Source organism: Nocardioides anomalus, assembly GCF_011046535.1.
GTDB classification, from domain to species: domain Bacteria; phylum Actinomycetota; class Actinomycetes; order Propionibacteriales; family Nocardioidaceae; genus Nocardioides; species Nocardioides anomalus.
Window position 1 is genome coordinate 1,757,116 of sequence record NZ_CP049257.1, and the last position, 15,285, is coordinate 1,772,400.

The following is a 15,285-nucleotide window of genomic DNA, read 5'->3' on the forward strand; positions in this document are numbered from 1 at the left end:
GCTAGGGCCGCCCCGTCGGGGCTCGCCAATCGGTGACTACGCTCGAACGCGTGCCCGACGTGATGCCGTACGACGCCCTGCTGCTGGTCTCGTTCGGCGGTCCGGAGAAGCAGGAGGACGTGGTGCCGTTCCTGGAGAACGTCACCGCCGGCCGGGGGATTCCTCGCGAGCGGCTGGAGGAGGTCGGTGAGCACTACCGCCTCTTCGGGGGCCGCTCGCCGATCAACGACCTCAACCGCGACCTGCTCGCCTCCATCCGGGCGGACCTGGCCGAGGCGGGCATCGACCTGCCCGTCTACTGGGGCAACCGCAATTGGGACCCCTACCTCACCGAGGCCGTGCAGCAGATGGCCGACGACGGGATCACCCGCGCGGCCTGCTTCGTGACCAGCGCCTACTCGTCGTGGTCCAGCTGCCGGCAGTACCGCGAGAACCTCTTCGACGCCGTCGCCGAGGTCCCCGGCGCCCCCGCCCTCGACAAGCTGCGCCACTACTACAACCACCCCGGCTTCGTGGCGCCCGTGGTCGACGCCGTCCGCACCGCGCTGGCCGAGCTGCCCGCGGGCTCCCACCTGGCCTTCGTCACCCACTCCATCCCGGACGCCATGGCCGCGACCGCCGGCCCGCAGGGCGGCGCGTACGTCGCGCAGCACCGCTCGGTCGCCGAGGAGGTCGCCTGCCAGGTCGGCGACCCGGCCTTCGAGCTCGTCTACTGCTCGCGCTCCGGCCCGCCCCAGGTGCCGTGGCTCGAGCCCGATGTCAACGACCACCTCGAGGCGCTCTCCGCCGCGGGCGTCCCGGGCGTCGCCGTCGTGCCGATCGGCTTCGTCTCCGACCACATGGAGGTCGTCTACGACCTCGACACCGAGGCCGCCGAGACCGCCGAGCGGCTCGGGCTGCCCTTCCGCCGCGTCGCCACCTCCGGCACCGACCCCCGTTTCGTGGCCATGGTCCGCGAGCTGCTGGTCGAGCGCGCCGCGGTCGAGCGCGGCCAGTCCGTCGACCGGCCGGTCGTCGGCGCCCTGCCGCCGTCGTGGGACCGCTGCGCCGCCCACTGCTGCCCCAACCCCAAGGGCGAGCGGCCCGCGCTGTGCCAGGAGCCCGCGTGACCCAGGCCGACGCCCTGGCCGACCAGCTCCTCGCGCTCGCCGTCGCCACCGCCCGCGACGCCGGCCGCCTGGTCCAAGCGGGCGCCGCCCGCGGCGTCGAGGTCGCCGACACCAAGAGCAGCGACACCGACGTCGTCACCGAGTCCGACCGCAGCGCCGAGCGGCTCATCCGCGGCGCCCTGCTCGCGGCCCGCCCCGACGACGCCGTGCTGGGCGAGGAGGGCGACGACGAGCCCGGGACCTCCGGCGTCCGGTGGATCGTCGACCCCATCGACGGCACCGTGAACTTCCTCTACGGCCTCCCGCAGTACGCCGTCTCCATCGCCGCCGAGCTCGACGGCGAGGTCGTCGCCGGCGTCGTCCTCAACGTCGCCACCGGAGCGGAGTACACCGCCACCCTGGACGGCCCCGCCCTGCTCGACGGCCGGCAGCCGCTGCGCGTGCGGCCCGTCGTACCCCTCGCCGAGCGCCTGGTCGCCACCGGCTTCTCCTACGAGGCCCGCCAGCGCCAGATCCAGGCGGCCGCCCTGCTGCGCCTGCTCCCGCGCATCCGCGACATCCGCCGCCTCGGCAGCTGCGCCCTCGACCTCTGTGCCCTGGCCCACGGCCAGCTCGACGCCTACATGGAGGAGGGCGTCAACCTCTGGGACCACGCCGCCGGCGGCCTGGTCGCCCGACGCGCCGGCGCCCGCGTCGAGACCATGCCGGGCATCGGCGGCCGCGACATCCTCATGGCCGGTCCCGAGGCCGGGTTCGACGAGTTCGTGAGTGCGCTGGACGACGCTGGGTACCTCGCGGGTCCACCTCCTGGGCCCGCCGCAACGAGCTGAGCGCCGGGGAATAGCGGGTCGTCACCCACTGTTCACCCCGCGCATCGACCTCCGGTGTGTCCGTTCCCGGGTCGATGGTGCACAATCCTCCCCTGCCGACGGCGCGATCAGGTCGGTCTCGGGGGATGTCCAGACGTGAGAACGGCCGAAGGGAGTGACCAGACATGGCGACTGACTACGACGCGCCACGCAAGAGTGACGAAGACCAGTCGGAAGAGAGCATCGAAGAGCTCAAGGCTCGTCGCCACGACAAGAACTCCGGCAAGGTCGACGAGGACGAGGCGGAAGCCGCCGAGTCCTTCGAGCTCCCCGGTGCGGACCTCTCGCACGAGGAGCTCGCGGTCGAGGTGAAGCCCAAGCAGGAGGACGAGTTCACCTGCATGAGCTGCTTCCTCGTCCACCACCGGAGCCAGCTTGCCGATGCGAAGAAGATGATCTGCTTCGACTGCGCATAGGCGTGGTGCTGCGCCCCGGCCGCCCTTGGCGGTCCGGGGCGTTTGTCATGTGGTCTGGGTGCTGCTTCTCGTGGTGCGGGCTCTCGGGTCCGGCCGCCTGTGGACTGACCCGGCCCCCGCCTGACCGCCGCCCCCTCACCGAACGCAACCGACGCCGTGTTGCACGCGACTGCTCCCAGCCCTCTTACGTCTCGTGTGCGTGCCCCACGCCGCGGGTCTAGCGTTCGGCGAGGGGGCTGCGGTCCGGCGGGGGCCGGGTCAGCCCACAGGCGGCCTGGTTCGGCGGCGGCACCGTCTCGTCTCCGCCTTCACGTGGGTGGGTGGGGAAGCGGTTCGGGTTTTTCGCAGACGGGAACGCAAGCGTGGCCGCCTTGGCGGCCGCGCATTGCGGGCGGGGCTTGCCCCGCCCTTGAGCGCGTCTTAACGCCCCGACCGGGTCCCGCTGTCAAGGACGAACCACTCGGGCCGAAGGCCCCGCCGTTCGCCGCTTGCGGCGCCGAAGGCGTCCTTGACAGCGGGAGTCGGGGTGGTGAGCGCGCGGCCGCTACGCAATGATCACGCCAACGAGCAAGAAACGGCGACGGGCCAGCAAGAAGCAGGACGGTACGAGCGAACTACCGAGTGTCGCCGGCTCGCAGGCCCGGCGGGAGGTGGCCGGTGGACCTTGCGTAGTAGTGCGCCGCCCGGCGCTGGGCGACCATGCGGGCGATGGCGATCGCGGCGCCGGTGACGCTGGCCCAGACGACGGCCTCGGGGAAGGAGACGTCGGGGTCGGCGGGGTTCTCGGGTGGGTTCTTGCCGGCGGCGACCCTCCAGCTGCGGTCGAGGACCTTGCGGGTCACCGCGGCTGCGCCGAGGCCCGCCACGAGGGACATGACGGTCCACACCTTGGAGCTGTCCGAAGCCATGGCCGGACAGTACCCATCAGGGCCGGTGGGAGTCCGCGAGGCCCTGGACGGCCTTGGCCAGCTCGTCGGGGTGGCGGCTGCTGACCAGCCAGTACGGCGTGGGGTCGGCCGGGTCGGTGATCTCCACGCGGACGGCGCGCTTGAGGTAGGGCCGCAGCAGCAGGAAGGCGCGGGCGTCGGCCTCGGGGCCGGCGACGCGGCGGGTCTCCTCGGGGTCCAGGGCGGTGGCGGTGCCGAGGTGGACGGCCTCGATGCGGGCGCGGCCGGCGCGGAACCAGCCGTCGGCCACGCTCACGCGGGCGCCGCCGTAGGTGACGAGCAGCAGCGCGAGCAGGGCCAGGGCGATGGCGGTGCAGACCCAGGCGGCGGGGCCGGGGACGGCGACGACCAGGGCGAGCCAGAGGGTGGCGACCAGCATCACGCCCTGCACCCACCAGCGCAGGGGGACGCCCAGGCGCTCGTCGTACGGGCCCGCGTCCACGGTCCGGATCCTCCCATCCGCGCCAGGGGCTAGCCTCCGGCGGGTGGAGCTGCCCGTGCCCGTCGTGCGCCTGGACCCCGACCTGCCGCTGCCGTCGTACGCCCACCCCGGCGACGCCGGCGCCGACCTGGTGACGGCGGTCGACGTCACGCTGGCGCCGGGGGAGCGGGCGCTGGTGCCGACCGGGATCGCGCTGGCCGTCCCGGACGGGTACGTCGCGCTGGTGCACCCGCGCTCGGGGCTGGCGGCCCGGCACGGGCTGTCCATCGTCAACACCCCGGGGACCGTCGACAGCGGCTACCGCGGTGAGGTCAAGGTGCTGCTGGTCAACCTGGACCCGGCCGACCCGATCGAGCTGCGGCGCGGCGACCGGGTGGCCCAGCTGGTCATCCAGCGCGTCGAGCGGGCGGAGTTCGCCGAGGTGGACCGGCTCCCCGAGAGCGTGCGAGGAGACGGCGGCTACGGTTCTACCGGAGGTTTCGGGTCCACCGACGCAGGGAGTGCGAGCACGTGAAGTTCCGCCGCAAGGCGCAGTCCGACCCCGCCGACGACGTCGTCGGCGCGGACGAGGCCCAGCCCGAGACCGGTCCCGACCGGTACGACGGCCCCTACGACTCCGAGGACCTGCCCCCGGCCGGCGACGTCCAGCGCATCGACCTCGGCTCCTTGCTCATCACCGCCGAGCCGCAGCGCGAGCTGCGCATGCAGGTCGACCAAGCCAGCGGCTTCGTCCAGGCCGTGCAGCTGGTCGGCCCCGACGGGGCGCTGGAGCTGCGGGCGTTCGCCGCGCCGCGCCACGGCGACCTGTGGGACGAGGTGCGCCCCCAGATCGCGGCCGAGGTCGCGCAGTCCGGCGGCACGGCGACCGAGCGGGAGGGCCCCTGGGGCACCGAGCTGGTCTGCCAGGTCGGCCAGCGCGGCGGCGCCCAGCAGCTGACCCGCATCATCGGCATCAACGGCCCGCGCTGGATGCTGCGCGCCTCCCTGCTCGGCGCCCCGGCGGCCCGCCCCGAGGAGGCGACCGACTGGGAGGACAGCATCCGCCGGGTCGGCGTGCACCGCGGCGCCCACGCCCTGCCCGTCGGTGAGGCGCTCCCCGTCGTGATGCCGCCGCAGGCGCGCCGCGTCGACCAGGCCTGAGCGGGACCGGACGCGTGAGCAAGGGCAAAGCTGCGCCGCACCCTCAGCCACTGGGCCAACCCGGGGGAGGAGGACGACCGGCGCCTGCGCGAGGAGTACGCCCCTTCCGGCAGGTCCGGCAAGAGCGGCACCATCCCGATCGCCGAGGCGCCGGACCGCCAGCAGGTCGTGCTGCGCGGGTCGCTGCGCACGGTGACGCTGCGCCCGCGCGCCGGCGTACCCGCCCTCGAAGCGGAGCTCAACGACGGCTCCGGCGTCATCACCGTCGTCTGGCTCGGCCGGCGGCGGATCGCCGGCATCGAGCCGGGCCGGGCCATCGAGATCGAGGGGCGCATCGGCGCCCACGACGGGATGCGCGTCATGTACAACCCGCGCTACTCGCTCATCCCATGACCGACACCTCGGGCGAGACCACGGGCGCGACGACCGGGGGGACGACCGGCGACAAGCCGCCGCCGACCGTCGAGACCGTCGAGGCGATGGTGCGCGCCCAGATGGCCGCCTCCCTGGGCGGGCGCCGCGGCATCGTCGAGGCCGCCATCCCGGGCGTGCTCTTCACCGTCATCTGGCTGGCCACCAAGGACATCCGGCTCGCGCTCGTCGTCGGCGGCGCCGGCGTGGCCATCGCCCTGGTGGCCCGGCTGATCCAGCGCTCGACCCCGCAGTACGTCTTCAACGCGGCCTTCTCGATCGCCATCGGCTACCTCTTCACGCGGATCGCGGCCAACGCCGGCGGGGACGCCTCGGACCAGGCGCTGGCCTACTTCCTGCCCGGCATCCTGTTCAGCCTCGGCTACACCGTGGTGTTCGGGACCTCGACGCTGTTCGGCTGGCCGCTGGTCGGGTTCATGCTCGGCAGCGTCACCGGCGACCCGCTGGCCTGGCACGAGGACAAGCAGGTCGTGAAGCTCTGCAGCCGGCTCACCTGGGTGCTGCTCGCGCCCGGCGCGATCGGCGTGCTGCTCCAGGGGCCGGTCTGGCTGCTCGGCTGGAGCGGCACCCTCGACAAGGACACGGCCGTGGTCATCGTCGGCGTGCTCCGCCTCGGCCTAGGCTGGGCGCTGCGCATCGCGTCGTGGTCGCTCATCATCTGGCTGCTGGCCCGCGACGCCACCCCGCTGGAGACCCGGCCCGAGCCGGAGCCCGAGGCGGACCCTGCCTGACCTGGGCCTGACCTGGGCCTGACCTGGGCCTGACCTGGGGCTAGCGGTGCTCCTCCGGGGCGAGCAGCATCTCCAGCTCGTCCTCGCGGTCCTCGGGGCACACGAACAGCAGCTCGTCGCCGGACTCGACCGGCTGCTCCACGTCGGGCACGTAGACCTGGCCGTCGCGCAGGATCGAGACCAGCGCGCAGTTGTCCGGGAACGGGATGAGCCCGGTCGGCTGGCCGACGTACGGCGAGTCGGCGGGCAGCGTCAGCTCGACCAGGTTGGCGTTGCCGCGGCGGAAGGTGAAGAGCCGGACCAGGTCGCCGACCGTCACCGCCTCCTCGACCAGCGCCGACATGATCCGCGGTGTCGAGACGTTGACGTCCACGCCCCACGCCTCGCTGAACAGCCACTCGTTGTTGGGGTGGTTGACCCGGGCGACCGTGCGCGGCACGCCGAACTCGGTCTTGGCCAGCAGCGAGGTGACCAGGTTGACCTTGTCGTCGCCGGTGGCGGCGATGACCACGTCGCAGCGGTCCAGCCGCGCCTCCTCCAGCGAGGAGAGCTCGCAGGAGTCGGCCAGCAGCCACTCGGCGTCGGGGACGCGCTCGGGCTTGATGGAGTCCGGCTCCTTGTCGATGAGCAGGACCTCGTGCCCGTTCTGGATCAGCTCGCGGGCGATGGAGCGGCCCACGGCGCCGGCCCCGGCGATGGCGACCCGCATCAGTGCTCCTCCGGCCCTGCGTCGATGACCTTGAACACGTGTGCGGCGTTCTCCTCGCGCATCACCAGGTGCAGCAGGTCGCCCTCCTGGATGACCGACTCGCGGTGCGGCAGGATGCCCTCGCCGAGACGGTCGATCCAGGCGATCCGGCTCTGGGTCTGCTCCTGGAAGTGCACCGTGCGCTGCCCCACCCACTGCTCGGGCACCGGGACCTGGTCGACCCGGATGGTGCCCGAGGGGTCGCGGAAGTCCGGCTCGGCGCCGGCCGGCAGGATCCGGCGCAGCACCTGGTCGGCGGTCCACTTGACCGTCGCGACGGTCGTGATCCCGAGTCGCTGGTAGACCTCGGCGCGGCCGGGGTCGTAGATGCGGGCCACGACCTGCTGGATGCCGAAGGTCTCGCGGGCGACGCGCGCGGCGATGATGTTGGAGTTGTCACCGCTGGAGACCGCGGCGAAGGCGTCGGCGCGGCGGATCCCGGCCTTCTCCAGCACGGCCTGGTCGAAGCCGTAGCCCGTGACCTTGTCCCCGTTGAAGCCCGGCCCCAGCCGCCGGAAGGCGTCGGGCTCGCTGTCGATGACCGACACCGTGTGGTTGCGGTCCTCGAGGCTCCGGGCGAGGGTCGAGCCGACCCGACCGCAGCCCATGATCACGACGTGCACCGGGTCACGGTATCCGCATCGACGCCGCGATGACGTGGGAGCGCCCCTCCCGTGCGTACTCTTGTCCGCCGTGGGTGTCGGCGACGTCTCCAAGCGGATCCTGCTGGGACGCAAGCTCCGCAGCTCGCAGCTCGGCGAGACGCTGCTGCCCAAGAAGGTCGCGCTGCCGGTCTTCGCCAGCGACGCGCTCTCGTCGGTCGCCTACGCCCCCGACGAGGTCTTCATCATGCTGTCGATGGCGGGCGTCACGGCCTACGCCTTCAGCTGGAAGATCGGGATCGCCGTCGCCCTGGTGATGCTGACCGTCGTCGCGTCGTACCGGCAGAACGTGCACGCCTACCCCAGCGGCGGCGGCGACTACGAGGTGGCCACGGTCAACCTCGGCTCCACGGCGGGCGTGACCGTCGGCAGTGCCCTGCTCGTCGACTACGTCCTCACCGTCGCGGTGTCGATCTCCTCGGGCGTGCAGAACGCCGCCTCGGCCATCGGCTTCCTGTCCGGGCACGAGGCGGTGGTCGCCGCGGTCCTGGTGCTCGTGCTGATGGCGCTCAACCTGCGCGGCGTGCGCGAGTCGGGGACGCTGTTCGCCATCCCGACCTACGGGTTCATGGCCGGCATCATCGGGATGGCGCTCTACGGCCTGCTGCTCGGGCTGACCGGCGACCTGCCCGACGTGGAGAGCGCGAAGCTGACGATCGTGCCGCAGCCCGGCTACGAGGACGAGCTGACCACGATCGGGCTGATCGTGCTGCTGGCCCGCGCGTTCTCCTCCGGCTGCGCGGCGCTCACCGGCGTCGAGGCGATCTCCAACGGCGTGCCGGCGTTCCGCAAGCCCAAGAGCCGCAACGCCGCGACCACCCTGCTGCTGCTCGGCACGATCGCGATCACCATGCTGCTGAGCATCATCGTGCTGGCCCGCAACATGGGCCTGAAGTACGTCGACCCGCACGACATCGACCGGCTGCGCAACGCCGACGGCAGCCACGTCGCGAAGGGCTACGACCAGCACACGGTCATCGCCCAGCTGGCCAAGGCGATCTTCAGCGACTTCCCGCCGGGCTTCTACTTCGTCATCGCGATGACCGGCATCATCCTGGTGCTCGCCGCCAACACCGCGTTCAACGGCTTCCCGGTGCTGGCCTCGATCCTGGCCCGCGACGGCTTCGCCCCGCGGGCGCTCGGCTCGCGCGGCGACCGGCTGGCCTACAGCAACGGCATCGTCTTCCTGGCCGTGATGGCGATCATCCTGATCTTCGCCTTCAACGCCGAGACCACCCGGCTGATCCAGCTCTACATCGTCGGCGTCTTCGTCTCGTTCAACCTCAGCCAGCTCGGGATGATCCGGCACTGGACGCGGAACCTGAAGAGCGAGAAGAACCCCGCGGTGCGCCGGCGGATGTACCGCTCCCGGGCCATCAACGCCTTCGGGCTCGGCATGACCGCCGTGGTCTTCGTGATCGTGCTGGTCACCAAGTTCCTGGCCGGCGCCTGGATCGCGATCGTGGCGATGGTCGTGTTCTTCCTCATCATGCGCGGCATCCGCCGGCACTACGACAACGTCGCCGACGAGCTGGCCGCGGACGAGGAGGACCGCATCATGCCGACGCGGGTGCACTCGATCGTGCTCATCTCCAAGCTCAACAAGCCGGCCCTGCGCGCGCTGGCCTTCGCCAAGGCCACCCGCCCCAACGTCCTGGAGGCGGTCTACGTCTCCATCGACCCCGCCGACACCAACCGGCTGCTGGAGGACTGGGACGAGCGCCGCCTCGAGGTGCCGCTCAAGGTCCTGCACTCGCCGTACCGCGAGCTGGTCCGGCCGATCGTCGAGTACGCCACCGAGATCCGCAAGGCCAACCCGCGCGGCGTGGTCGCGGTCTACATCCCGGAGTACGTCGTCGGCCGCTGGTGGGAGCAGGTGCTGCACAACCAGACCGCGCTGCGGCTCAAGGGCCGACTGCTGTTCACCCCCGGCGTCATGGTCACCTCCGTGCCCTACCAGCTGCGCTCCTCGCAGATCGCGCGCGAGCGCGACCTGCGCGACGAGTTCCGCGTCCGCCCCGGCGACCTGCGCCGCGGCGACGTCGACCGGCGCGACGCGCGCCGGTGACCCGCCGCCCCACCCGAGCCCGCAAGCCCCGGGGCGCCTCTCGCGTGGGCGCACGCTTCGAGGCCGTGGTCGGTCCGGTGGCCCACGGTGGCCACTGCGTCGCGCGGGTGGGCGAGGAGAGCCGCGTGGTCTTCGTGCGGCACGCACTGCCGGGCGAGCGGGTGGTCCTCGAGGTCACCGAGGGCACCGAGGGCGACCGGTTCTGGCGCGCCGACGCGGTCGAGGTGCTCGAGGCGTCGCCGGACCGGGTCGAGCCACCCTGCCCGTACGCCGGCCCCGGGCTCTGCGGCGGCTGCGACTTCCAGCACGTGGTCCTGCCGCGCCAGCGCGCGCTCAAGGCCGAGGTGGTGCGCGAGCAGCTGTCCCGGCTGGCGGGGCTCGACGTCGCGGTCGAGGTGGAGCCGGTCCCCGGCGAGCCGCCCCACGAGACCGACGGGCTGCGCTGGCGCACCCGGCAGCGCTACGTCGACCTGCCCGGCGGGCGCAGGGGGATGCGCAAGCACCGCTCGCACGAGGTCGTCGAGGTGGCCGACTGCCTCATCGCCGGGCCGCCCGCGACGCACGTCGTCGACGACCTGGAGTTCGGTGTGGACGACGCCGGCTTCTGGCAGGTCCACCCGGGGGCGCCGTCGGTGCTGGTCTCGACGGTGGTCGGGATGCTCGCCGCCCGGCCCGGGGAGCGCGTCCTCGACCTCTACGCCGGCGTCGGCCTCTTCGCCCGCTTCCTGGCCGCCGAGGTGGGCGACCCCGGCCTGGTCACGCTCGTCGAGGGCGACCGCCGCGCCTGCGCGCACGCCGAGGCGAACGTCCCCGGCGCCACCGTGCGGCACGGCGACGTCGGCGCCGTGCTGAGCGCGCTGCCGCTCGAGCCGGTGGACCTGGTCGTCCTCGACCCGCCCCGCGAGGGCGCCAAGCGCGCCGTGGTCGAGGCCGTCGTGGCCCGGGCGCCCCGCGCCGCGGCGTACGTCGCCTGCGACCCGGCCGCCCTGGCCCGCGACGTGGCGATCTTCGCCGAGCACGGCTACCGGCTCACCGCGCTGCGCGCCTTCGACCTGTTCCCGATGACGCACCACGTGGAGTGCGTCGCACTCCTGCAGCCTGCAGGAACCTGAGGCACCGGCGGTGCGGGCCGCGGGCCGGCGGCCACCTAGTCTCGGCGGGTGCGCATCCTGGCCACCTCGGGTGGCTTCCTCCCCCTCCGACACCGGTGCCTACCACTGGCGGCGCGGCCCGATCATCGAGCACGCGATCCACCTGGCCGGCGACCCGGCGCAGCCCCGGTTCTGCTACGTCGGCACCGCGGCGGGCGACTCGCTGAACGGCACGGCCGGCTTCTACCGCGCCTTCGCCGGCTCCGAGGTCCGCGCGTCGCACCTCGAGCTGTTCTCGATGCCCAACGTCCCCGACGTGCGCGCGCACCTGCTGGCCCAGGACGTGATCTGGGTCGGGGGCGGCTCGGTGGCCAACCTGCTCGCGGTCTGGCGGGTGCACGGCCTCGACGAGGTGCTGCGCGAGTGCTGGGAGGCCGGCGTCGTGCTCGGCGGCGTGTCGGCCGGCTCGATCTGCTGGTACGCCGGCGGCCCGACCGACAGCTACGGCCGCGACCTGCGGGTCTCGCCGCCGGCGCTCGGCTTCCTGCCCTACGGCAACGGCGTGCACTACGACTCCGAGGCGCAGCGCCGGCCGCTGCTCCACGCCCTCGTGGGCGCGGGCGAGCTGCCGACGTCGCACGCCACGGACGACGGCGTCGGGCTGGTCTACGAGGGCACCGAGCTCGTGGAGGCCGTGGCCGACCGGCCCGGCGTCGCGGCGTACGTCGTGGAGCGGCAGGCCGACGGCAGCGTCACCGAGACCCGCGTCGAGCCCCGGGTGCTCACGTGAGCTTCGCGGTCCTGGGTGTCCCCACCAGTGCGGGCGCCCACCACGCCGGACAGGACCTGGCGCCGGCCGCGTTCCGCGCGGCCGGGCTGGTCGAGCGGCTCGGGGCGGAGGACCTCGGCGACGTCGAGGGCTCGGTGTGGGTGCCCGACGCGTCGGACGCCACCGCCCGCAACCTGAGCGCCGTGGCCGCGGTGGCCGGCCGGGTCGCGGACGCGGTCGAGCGCGCGGCCCGTGACGACCGGGTCCTGGTCGTGCTCGGCGGCGACTGCACGCTGACGCTCGGCGTGGTGGCCGGGCTGCGCCGGTCGGGCTCGGTGGCGCTGGCCTACGTCGACGGCGACGCCGACCTCAACACGCCCGAGACGACCTCGAGCGGTGTGCTCGACGCCAGCGGCGTCGCGCACCTGCTGGGCATCGCCGACAACGCGCTGGCGCGGGTCGGCCCGGTCTTCCCGCTCCTCGACGAGCACGCGGTCGCGCTGCTCGGCTACGACCCCGACGACGTGGGCAGCGTCAACGAGCAGGCCCTGGCGGCGCGACCCGGGCTGCGGCACGCGACGTACGCCGAGCTGGCCGCGGACCCCGCCGGCCTGGCCGCCGACGCCCGGGACGGGCTCGCGGGGGAGCGGCTCGTCGTGCACCTCGACGTCGACGTGGTCGACGGCCGCGAGCTGGCCCTGGCCAACTTCCCGCACTACGGCACCGGGGTGTCGCTCGAGGTGCTGCGCACCGTGCTCACCACCCTGCGGGCCTCGGACCGGCTCGCCGTCGTGGTCCTCACCGAGGTCAACCCGACCCACGACCCGAGCGGCCGGCTGGTCGGGCGGTACGTCGAGCTCCTGGCCGAGGCGCTCACCGGCTGAGCCGGGGTCGCCAGCCTCTCTCGACCTCGTGTATCTTGACATCAAGAGACTTTGCCAGCGGTGGGACCCGGGTACCGCGCTCCGCGGACCGGCGGCAGGATGGGCGAGAGAAGCCCGCACACGAGGAGATGGTGAGCAGTGGCCAGCAAGGACAGCTTCGGCGCGAAGAGCACGCTCGAGGTGGGCGGTTCGTCGTACCAGATCTTCCGGCTCGACCAGGTGGAGGGTGAGGGGCTCGACGTCGCGTCGCTGCCCTTCAGCCTCAAGGTGCTGCTGGAGAACCTCCTGCGCACCGAGGACGGCGCCGACATCACCGAGGAACACATCCGCGCCCTCGCCGGGTGGGACGCCGACGCCCAGCCGGACACCGAGATCCAGTTCACGCCGGCGCGCGTGATCATGCAGGACTTCACCGGCGTGCCGTGCATCGTCGACCTGGCCACCATGCGCGAGGCGATGGCCGAGCTCGGGGGCGACGCGACGAGGATCAACCCGCTGGCGCCGGCCGAGCTGGTCATCGACCACTCGGTGATCGCCGACGTCTTCGGCACGCCGGAGGCCTTCGAGCGCAACGTCGAGATCGAGTACGAGCGCAACCGCGAGCGCTACCAGTTCCTGCGCTGGGGCCAGGGCGCCTTCGAGGACTTCAAGGTCGTCCCGCCCGGCACCGGCATCGTGCACCAGGTCAACATCGAGCACCTCGCCCGCGTGGTCTTCACCCGCGAGGTCGACGGCGAGCTCACGGCCTACCCCGACACCTGTGTCGGCACCGACTCCCACACCACGATGGTCAACGGCATCGGCGTGGTCGGCTGGGGCGTGGGCGGCATCGAGGCCGAGGCCGCCATGCTCGGCCAGCCCGTCTCGATGCTCATCCCACGGGTGGTCGGCTTCAAGCTCAACAACGACCTGCCCGAGGGCGCCACGGCCACCGACCTGGTGCTCACCATCACCGAGATGCTGCGCCAGCACGGCGTGGTCGGGAAGTTCGTGGAGTTCTACGGCCCGGGCGTCTCCGCGCTGCCGCTGGCCAACCGGGCCACGATCGGCAACATGAGCCCGGAGTTCGGCTCGACCATCGCGGTGTTCCCGGTCGACGAGCAGACCATCGAGTACCTCAAGCTCACCGGCCGCACCGAGGAGCAGCTCGCGCTGGTCGAGGCCTACGCCAAGGAGCAGGGCCTCTGGCACGACCCGGACGCCGAGCCGCGCTACTCCGAGAAGCTCGAGCTCGACCTGGCCACGGTCGTCCCGTCGCTGGCCGGCCCGAAGCGGCCCCAGGACCGGGTCTCGCTGTCGGAGGCCAAGGAGGGCTTCCGCGGTGCGCTCGGCGACTACGTGAGCGCCGCCGACGCCGATGACGACGCCGACGACGCCGCGGACGCCAGCGGGTACGACGAGGAGGTCGAGGAGAGCTTCCCGGCCTCCGACGTGCCCAGCCACAACGGCAACGGCTCGGCCCCGCCGCGCGACTACGTCTCCGCGGCGCCGGCCGACGGCGGCCGGCCGAGCAACCCCGCCCTGGTCACGCTGGAGGACGGGACGAGGTTCGAGGTCGACCACGGCGCGGTGGCCATCGCGGCGATCACCTCGTGCACCAACACCTCGAACCCCTCGGTGATGATCGGCGCCGCCCTGCTGGCCAAGAAGGCCGTGGAGAAGGGCCTGGAGCGCAAGCCGTGGGTCAAGACCACGCTGGCGCCCGGCTCCAAGGTGGTCTCGGACTACTACGAGAAGGCCGGGCTCACGCCGTACCTCGACAAGCTGGGCTTCAACCTCGTCGGCTACGGCTGCACGACGTGCATCGGCAACTCCGGCCCGCTCATCCCCGAGGTCAGCCAGGCCGTCAACGACCACGACCTCGCCGTCGTCTCGGTGCTGTCGGGCAACCGCAACTTCGAGGGCCGGATCAACCCCGACGTGAAGATGAACTACCTGGCCTCGCCGCCGCTGGTGGTCGCCTACGCGCTGGCCGGCTCGATGGACGTGGACCTGTTCTCCGACCCGCTCGGCCAGGACCAGGACGGCCACGACGTCTACATGAGGGACATCTGGCCCTCGGCCAAGGAGGTCGAGGACGTCATCGCGACCGCGATCACCTCCGACATGTTCACCGACGACTACGCCGACGTCTTCGCCGGCGACCAGCAGTGGCAGTCGCTGCCCACGCCGGAGGGCGACACCTTCGCCTGGGACCCGGAGTCGACCTACGTCCGCAAGCCGCCGTACTTCGACGGGATGCCAGACGAGCCGGAGCCGGTCACCGACATCGAGGGCGCGCGGGTGCTGCTCAAGCTGGGCGACTCGGTCACCACCGACCACATCAGCCCGGCCGGTGCGATCAAGAAGGACTCGCCCGCGGGCAGCTACCTCGCCGAGCACGGCGTCGAGCAGCGCGACTTCAACTCCTACGGCTCGCGCCGCGGCAACCACGAGGTGATGATCCGGGGCACCTTCGCCAACATCCGGCTGCGCAACCAGCTGGCGCCGGGCACCGAGGGCGGCTTCACCCGGGACTTCACCACCGCCGACGGTGACGTGACCACGGTCTACGAGGCGTCCGAGCACTACCTGGCCGCCGGGACGCCGCTCGTGGTCCTGGCCGGCAAGGAGTACGGCTCCGGCTCCTCGCGCGACTGGGCCGCCAAGGGCACCGCGCTGCTGGGCGTCAAGGCGGTCGTCGCCGAGTCCTACGAGCGCATCCACCGCTCGAACCTGATCGGCATGGGCGTGCTGCCGCTGCAGTACCCCGAGGGTCAGAACGCCGAGTCGCTGGGCCTGACCGGCGAGGAGACCTTCTCCATCACCGGCGTCACCGGGCTCAACGACGGCAGCACGCCGCGCACGGTCAAGGTCACGGCGGGCGACACCGAGTTCGACGCGGTAGTCCGCATCGACACCCCGGGCGAGGCCAACTACTACCGCAACGGCGGGATCATGCAGTACGTCCTGCGCAACCTGCGGCGAGGCTGATCCG

The 15,285-nt window shown here is 72.6% G+C and carries 16 protein-coding genes; 12 read left to right on the forward strand and 4 right to left on the reverse strand.

Annotated elements, in window-relative coordinates:
• The first annotated feature begins 62 nt into the window (after positions 1-62).
• The 3 genes from G5V58_RS08885 to G5V58_RS08895 all read left to right on the forward strand — a co-directional run bounded on the left by G5V58_RS08885 (position 63) and on the right by G5V58_RS08895 (position 2,394).
• Positions 63-1,109: a ferrochelatase gene (locus tag G5V58_RS08885; RefSeq protein WP_165238843.1), complete on the forward strand. Its 1,047-nt coding sequence runs from the start codon at positions 63-65 to the stop codon at positions 1,107-1,109.
• A complete protein-coding gene (locus G5V58_RS08890; protein WP_165231241.1) occupies positions 1,106-1,939 on the forward strand; it encodes an inositol monophosphatase family protein in 834 nt (277 codons plus the stop codon). Before G5V58_RS08885 ends, G5V58_RS08890 begins: the two co-directional genes overlap by 4 nt.
• Positions 1,940-2,103: 164 nt before the next feature.
• Positions 2,104-2,394 (forward strand): DUF4193 domain-containing protein, encoded by a 291-nt coding sequence (locus tag G5V58_RS08895; RefSeq protein ID WP_165231244.1) that lies wholly within the window; start codon positions 2,104-2,106, stop codon positions 2,392-2,394.
• A 614-nt stretch (positions 2,395-3,008) separates the two neighbouring features.
• Here G5V58_RS08895 and G5V58_RS08900 read toward each other — a convergent pair.
• Entirely contained in the window at positions 3,009-3,302 is a 294-nt protein-coding gene (locus tag G5V58_RS08900) for a DUF4235 domain-containing protein (protein WP_165231247.1), read from the reverse strand.
• 16 nt (positions 3,303-3,318) lie between these two features.
• Positions 3,319-3,783: a DUF3093 domain-containing protein gene (locus G5V58_RS08905; protein ID WP_165231250.1), complete on the reverse strand. Its 465-nt coding sequence runs from the start codon at positions 3,781-3,783 to the stop codon at positions 3,319-3,321.
• Between the two features lie 43 nt (positions 3,784-3,826).
• Here G5V58_RS08905 and dut point away from each other — a divergent pair, with 43 nt between their 5' ends.
• The 4 genes from dut (at position 3,827) to G5V58_RS08925 (ending at position 6,086) form a co-directional block, all read left to right on the forward strand.
• The gene (gene dut, locus G5V58_RS08910; RefSeq protein WP_230487201.1) at positions 3,827-4,297 is read left to right on the forward strand and encodes a dUTP diphosphatase; all 471 of its coding nucleotides are present in this window, start codon (positions 3,827-3,829) and stop codon (positions 4,295-4,297) included.
• Positions 4,294-4,923 (forward strand): DUF3710 domain-containing protein, encoded by a 630-nt coding sequence (locus G5V58_RS08915; protein WP_165231253.1) that lies wholly within the window; start codon positions 4,294-4,296, stop codon positions 4,921-4,923. The genes dut and G5V58_RS08915 overlap by 4 nt, the downstream gene beginning before the upstream one ends.
• 168 nt (positions 4,924-5,091) lie before the next feature.
• Positions 5,092-5,316, forward strand: a complete 225-nt coding sequence (locus tag G5V58_RS08920; RefSeq protein ID WP_456237801.1) for an OB-fold nucleic acid binding domain-containing protein — start codon at positions 5,092-5,094, stop codon at positions 5,314-5,316.
• Complete coding sequence (locus G5V58_RS08925) at positions 5,313-6,086, forward strand: DUF3159 domain-containing protein (protein WP_165231272.1); 774 nt, start codon at positions 5,313-5,315, stop codon at positions 6,084-6,086. The genes G5V58_RS08920 and G5V58_RS08925 overlap by 4 nt, the downstream gene beginning before the upstream one ends.
• A gap of 40 nt (positions 6,087-6,126) precedes the next feature.
• Here G5V58_RS08925 and G5V58_RS08930 read toward each other — a convergent pair whose 3' ends face one another.
• Together G5V58_RS08930 and G5V58_RS08935 are read right to left on the reverse strand one after the other, a co-directional pair.
• A complete protein-coding gene (locus G5V58_RS08930) occupies positions 6,127-6,795 on the reverse strand; it encodes a potassium channel family protein (RefSeq protein WP_165231275.1) in 669 nt (222 codons plus the stop codon).
• Positions 6,795-7,457 carry a potassium channel family protein gene (locus G5V58_RS08935; RefSeq protein ID WP_165231278.1) on the reverse strand — a complete coding sequence of 221 codons (663 nt, stop codon included), beginning with the start codon at positions 7,455-7,457 and terminating at the stop codon, positions 6,795-6,797. The genes G5V58_RS08930 and G5V58_RS08935 overlap by 1 nt, the downstream gene beginning before the upstream one ends.
• 70 nt (positions 7,458-7,527) lie before the next feature.
• Here G5V58_RS08935 and G5V58_RS08940 point away from each other — a divergent pair, with 70 nt between their 5' ends.
• From G5V58_RS08940 to G5V58_RS08960, 5 genes are all read left to right on the forward strand, one after another.
• The gene (locus tag G5V58_RS08940) at positions 7,528-9,564 is read left to right on the forward strand and encodes an APC family permease (RefSeq protein WP_230487202.1); all 2,037 of its coding nucleotides are present in this window, start codon (positions 7,528-7,530) and stop codon (positions 9,562-9,564) included.
• 44 nt (positions 9,565-9,608) lie between these two features.
• A complete protein-coding gene (locus G5V58_RS08945) occupies positions 9,609-10,676 on the forward strand; it encodes a class I SAM-dependent RNA methyltransferase (protein WP_230487203.1) in 1,068 nt (355 codons plus the stop codon).
• Positions 10,677-10,746: 70 nt separating this feature from the next.
• Positions 10,747-11,445, forward strand: coding sequence for a Type 1 glutamine amidotransferase-like domain-containing protein (locus tag G5V58_RS08950; RefSeq protein ID WP_165231286.1), 699 nt, complete (start codon positions 10,747-10,749; stop codon positions 11,443-11,445).
• Positions 11,442-12,308: an arginase family protein gene (locus G5V58_RS08955; RefSeq protein ID WP_165231289.1), complete on the forward strand. Its 867-nt coding sequence runs from the start codon at positions 11,442-11,444 to the stop codon at positions 12,306-12,308. Before G5V58_RS08950 ends, G5V58_RS08955 begins: the two co-directional genes overlap by 4 nt.
• Before the next feature lie 138 nt (positions 12,309-12,446).
• Positions 12,447-15,281 carry an aconitate hydratase gene (locus G5V58_RS08960; protein ID WP_165231292.1) on the forward strand — a complete coding sequence of 945 codons (2,835 nt, stop codon included), beginning with the start codon at positions 12,447-12,449 and terminating at the stop codon, positions 15,279-15,281.
• Positions 15,282-15,285 lie beyond the last annotated feature (4 nt).

Bases quoted from the DNA above. Each gene is read 5' to 3' on its own strand.
- G5V58_RS08885 (WP_165238843.1), top strand. From the start codon at position 63: ATGCCGTACGACGCCCTGCTGCTGGTCTCGTTCGGCGGTCCGGAGAAG.
- G5V58_RS08895 (WP_165231244.1), top strand. From the start codon at position 2,104: ATGGCGACTGACTACGACGCGCCACGCAAGAGTGACGAAGACCAGTCG.
- G5V58_RS08900 (WP_165231247.1), bottom strand. From the start codon at position 3,302: ATGGCTTCGGACAGCTCCAAGGTGTGGACCGTCATGTCCCTCGTGGCG.
- G5V58_RS08925 (WP_165231272.1), top strand. From the start codon at position 5,313: ATGACCGACACCTCGGGCGAGACCACGGGCGCGACGACCGGGGGGACG.
- G5V58_RS08930 (WP_165231275.1), bottom strand. From the start codon at position 6,795: ATGCGGGTCGCCATCGCCGGGGCCGGCGCCGTGGGCCGCTCCATCGCC.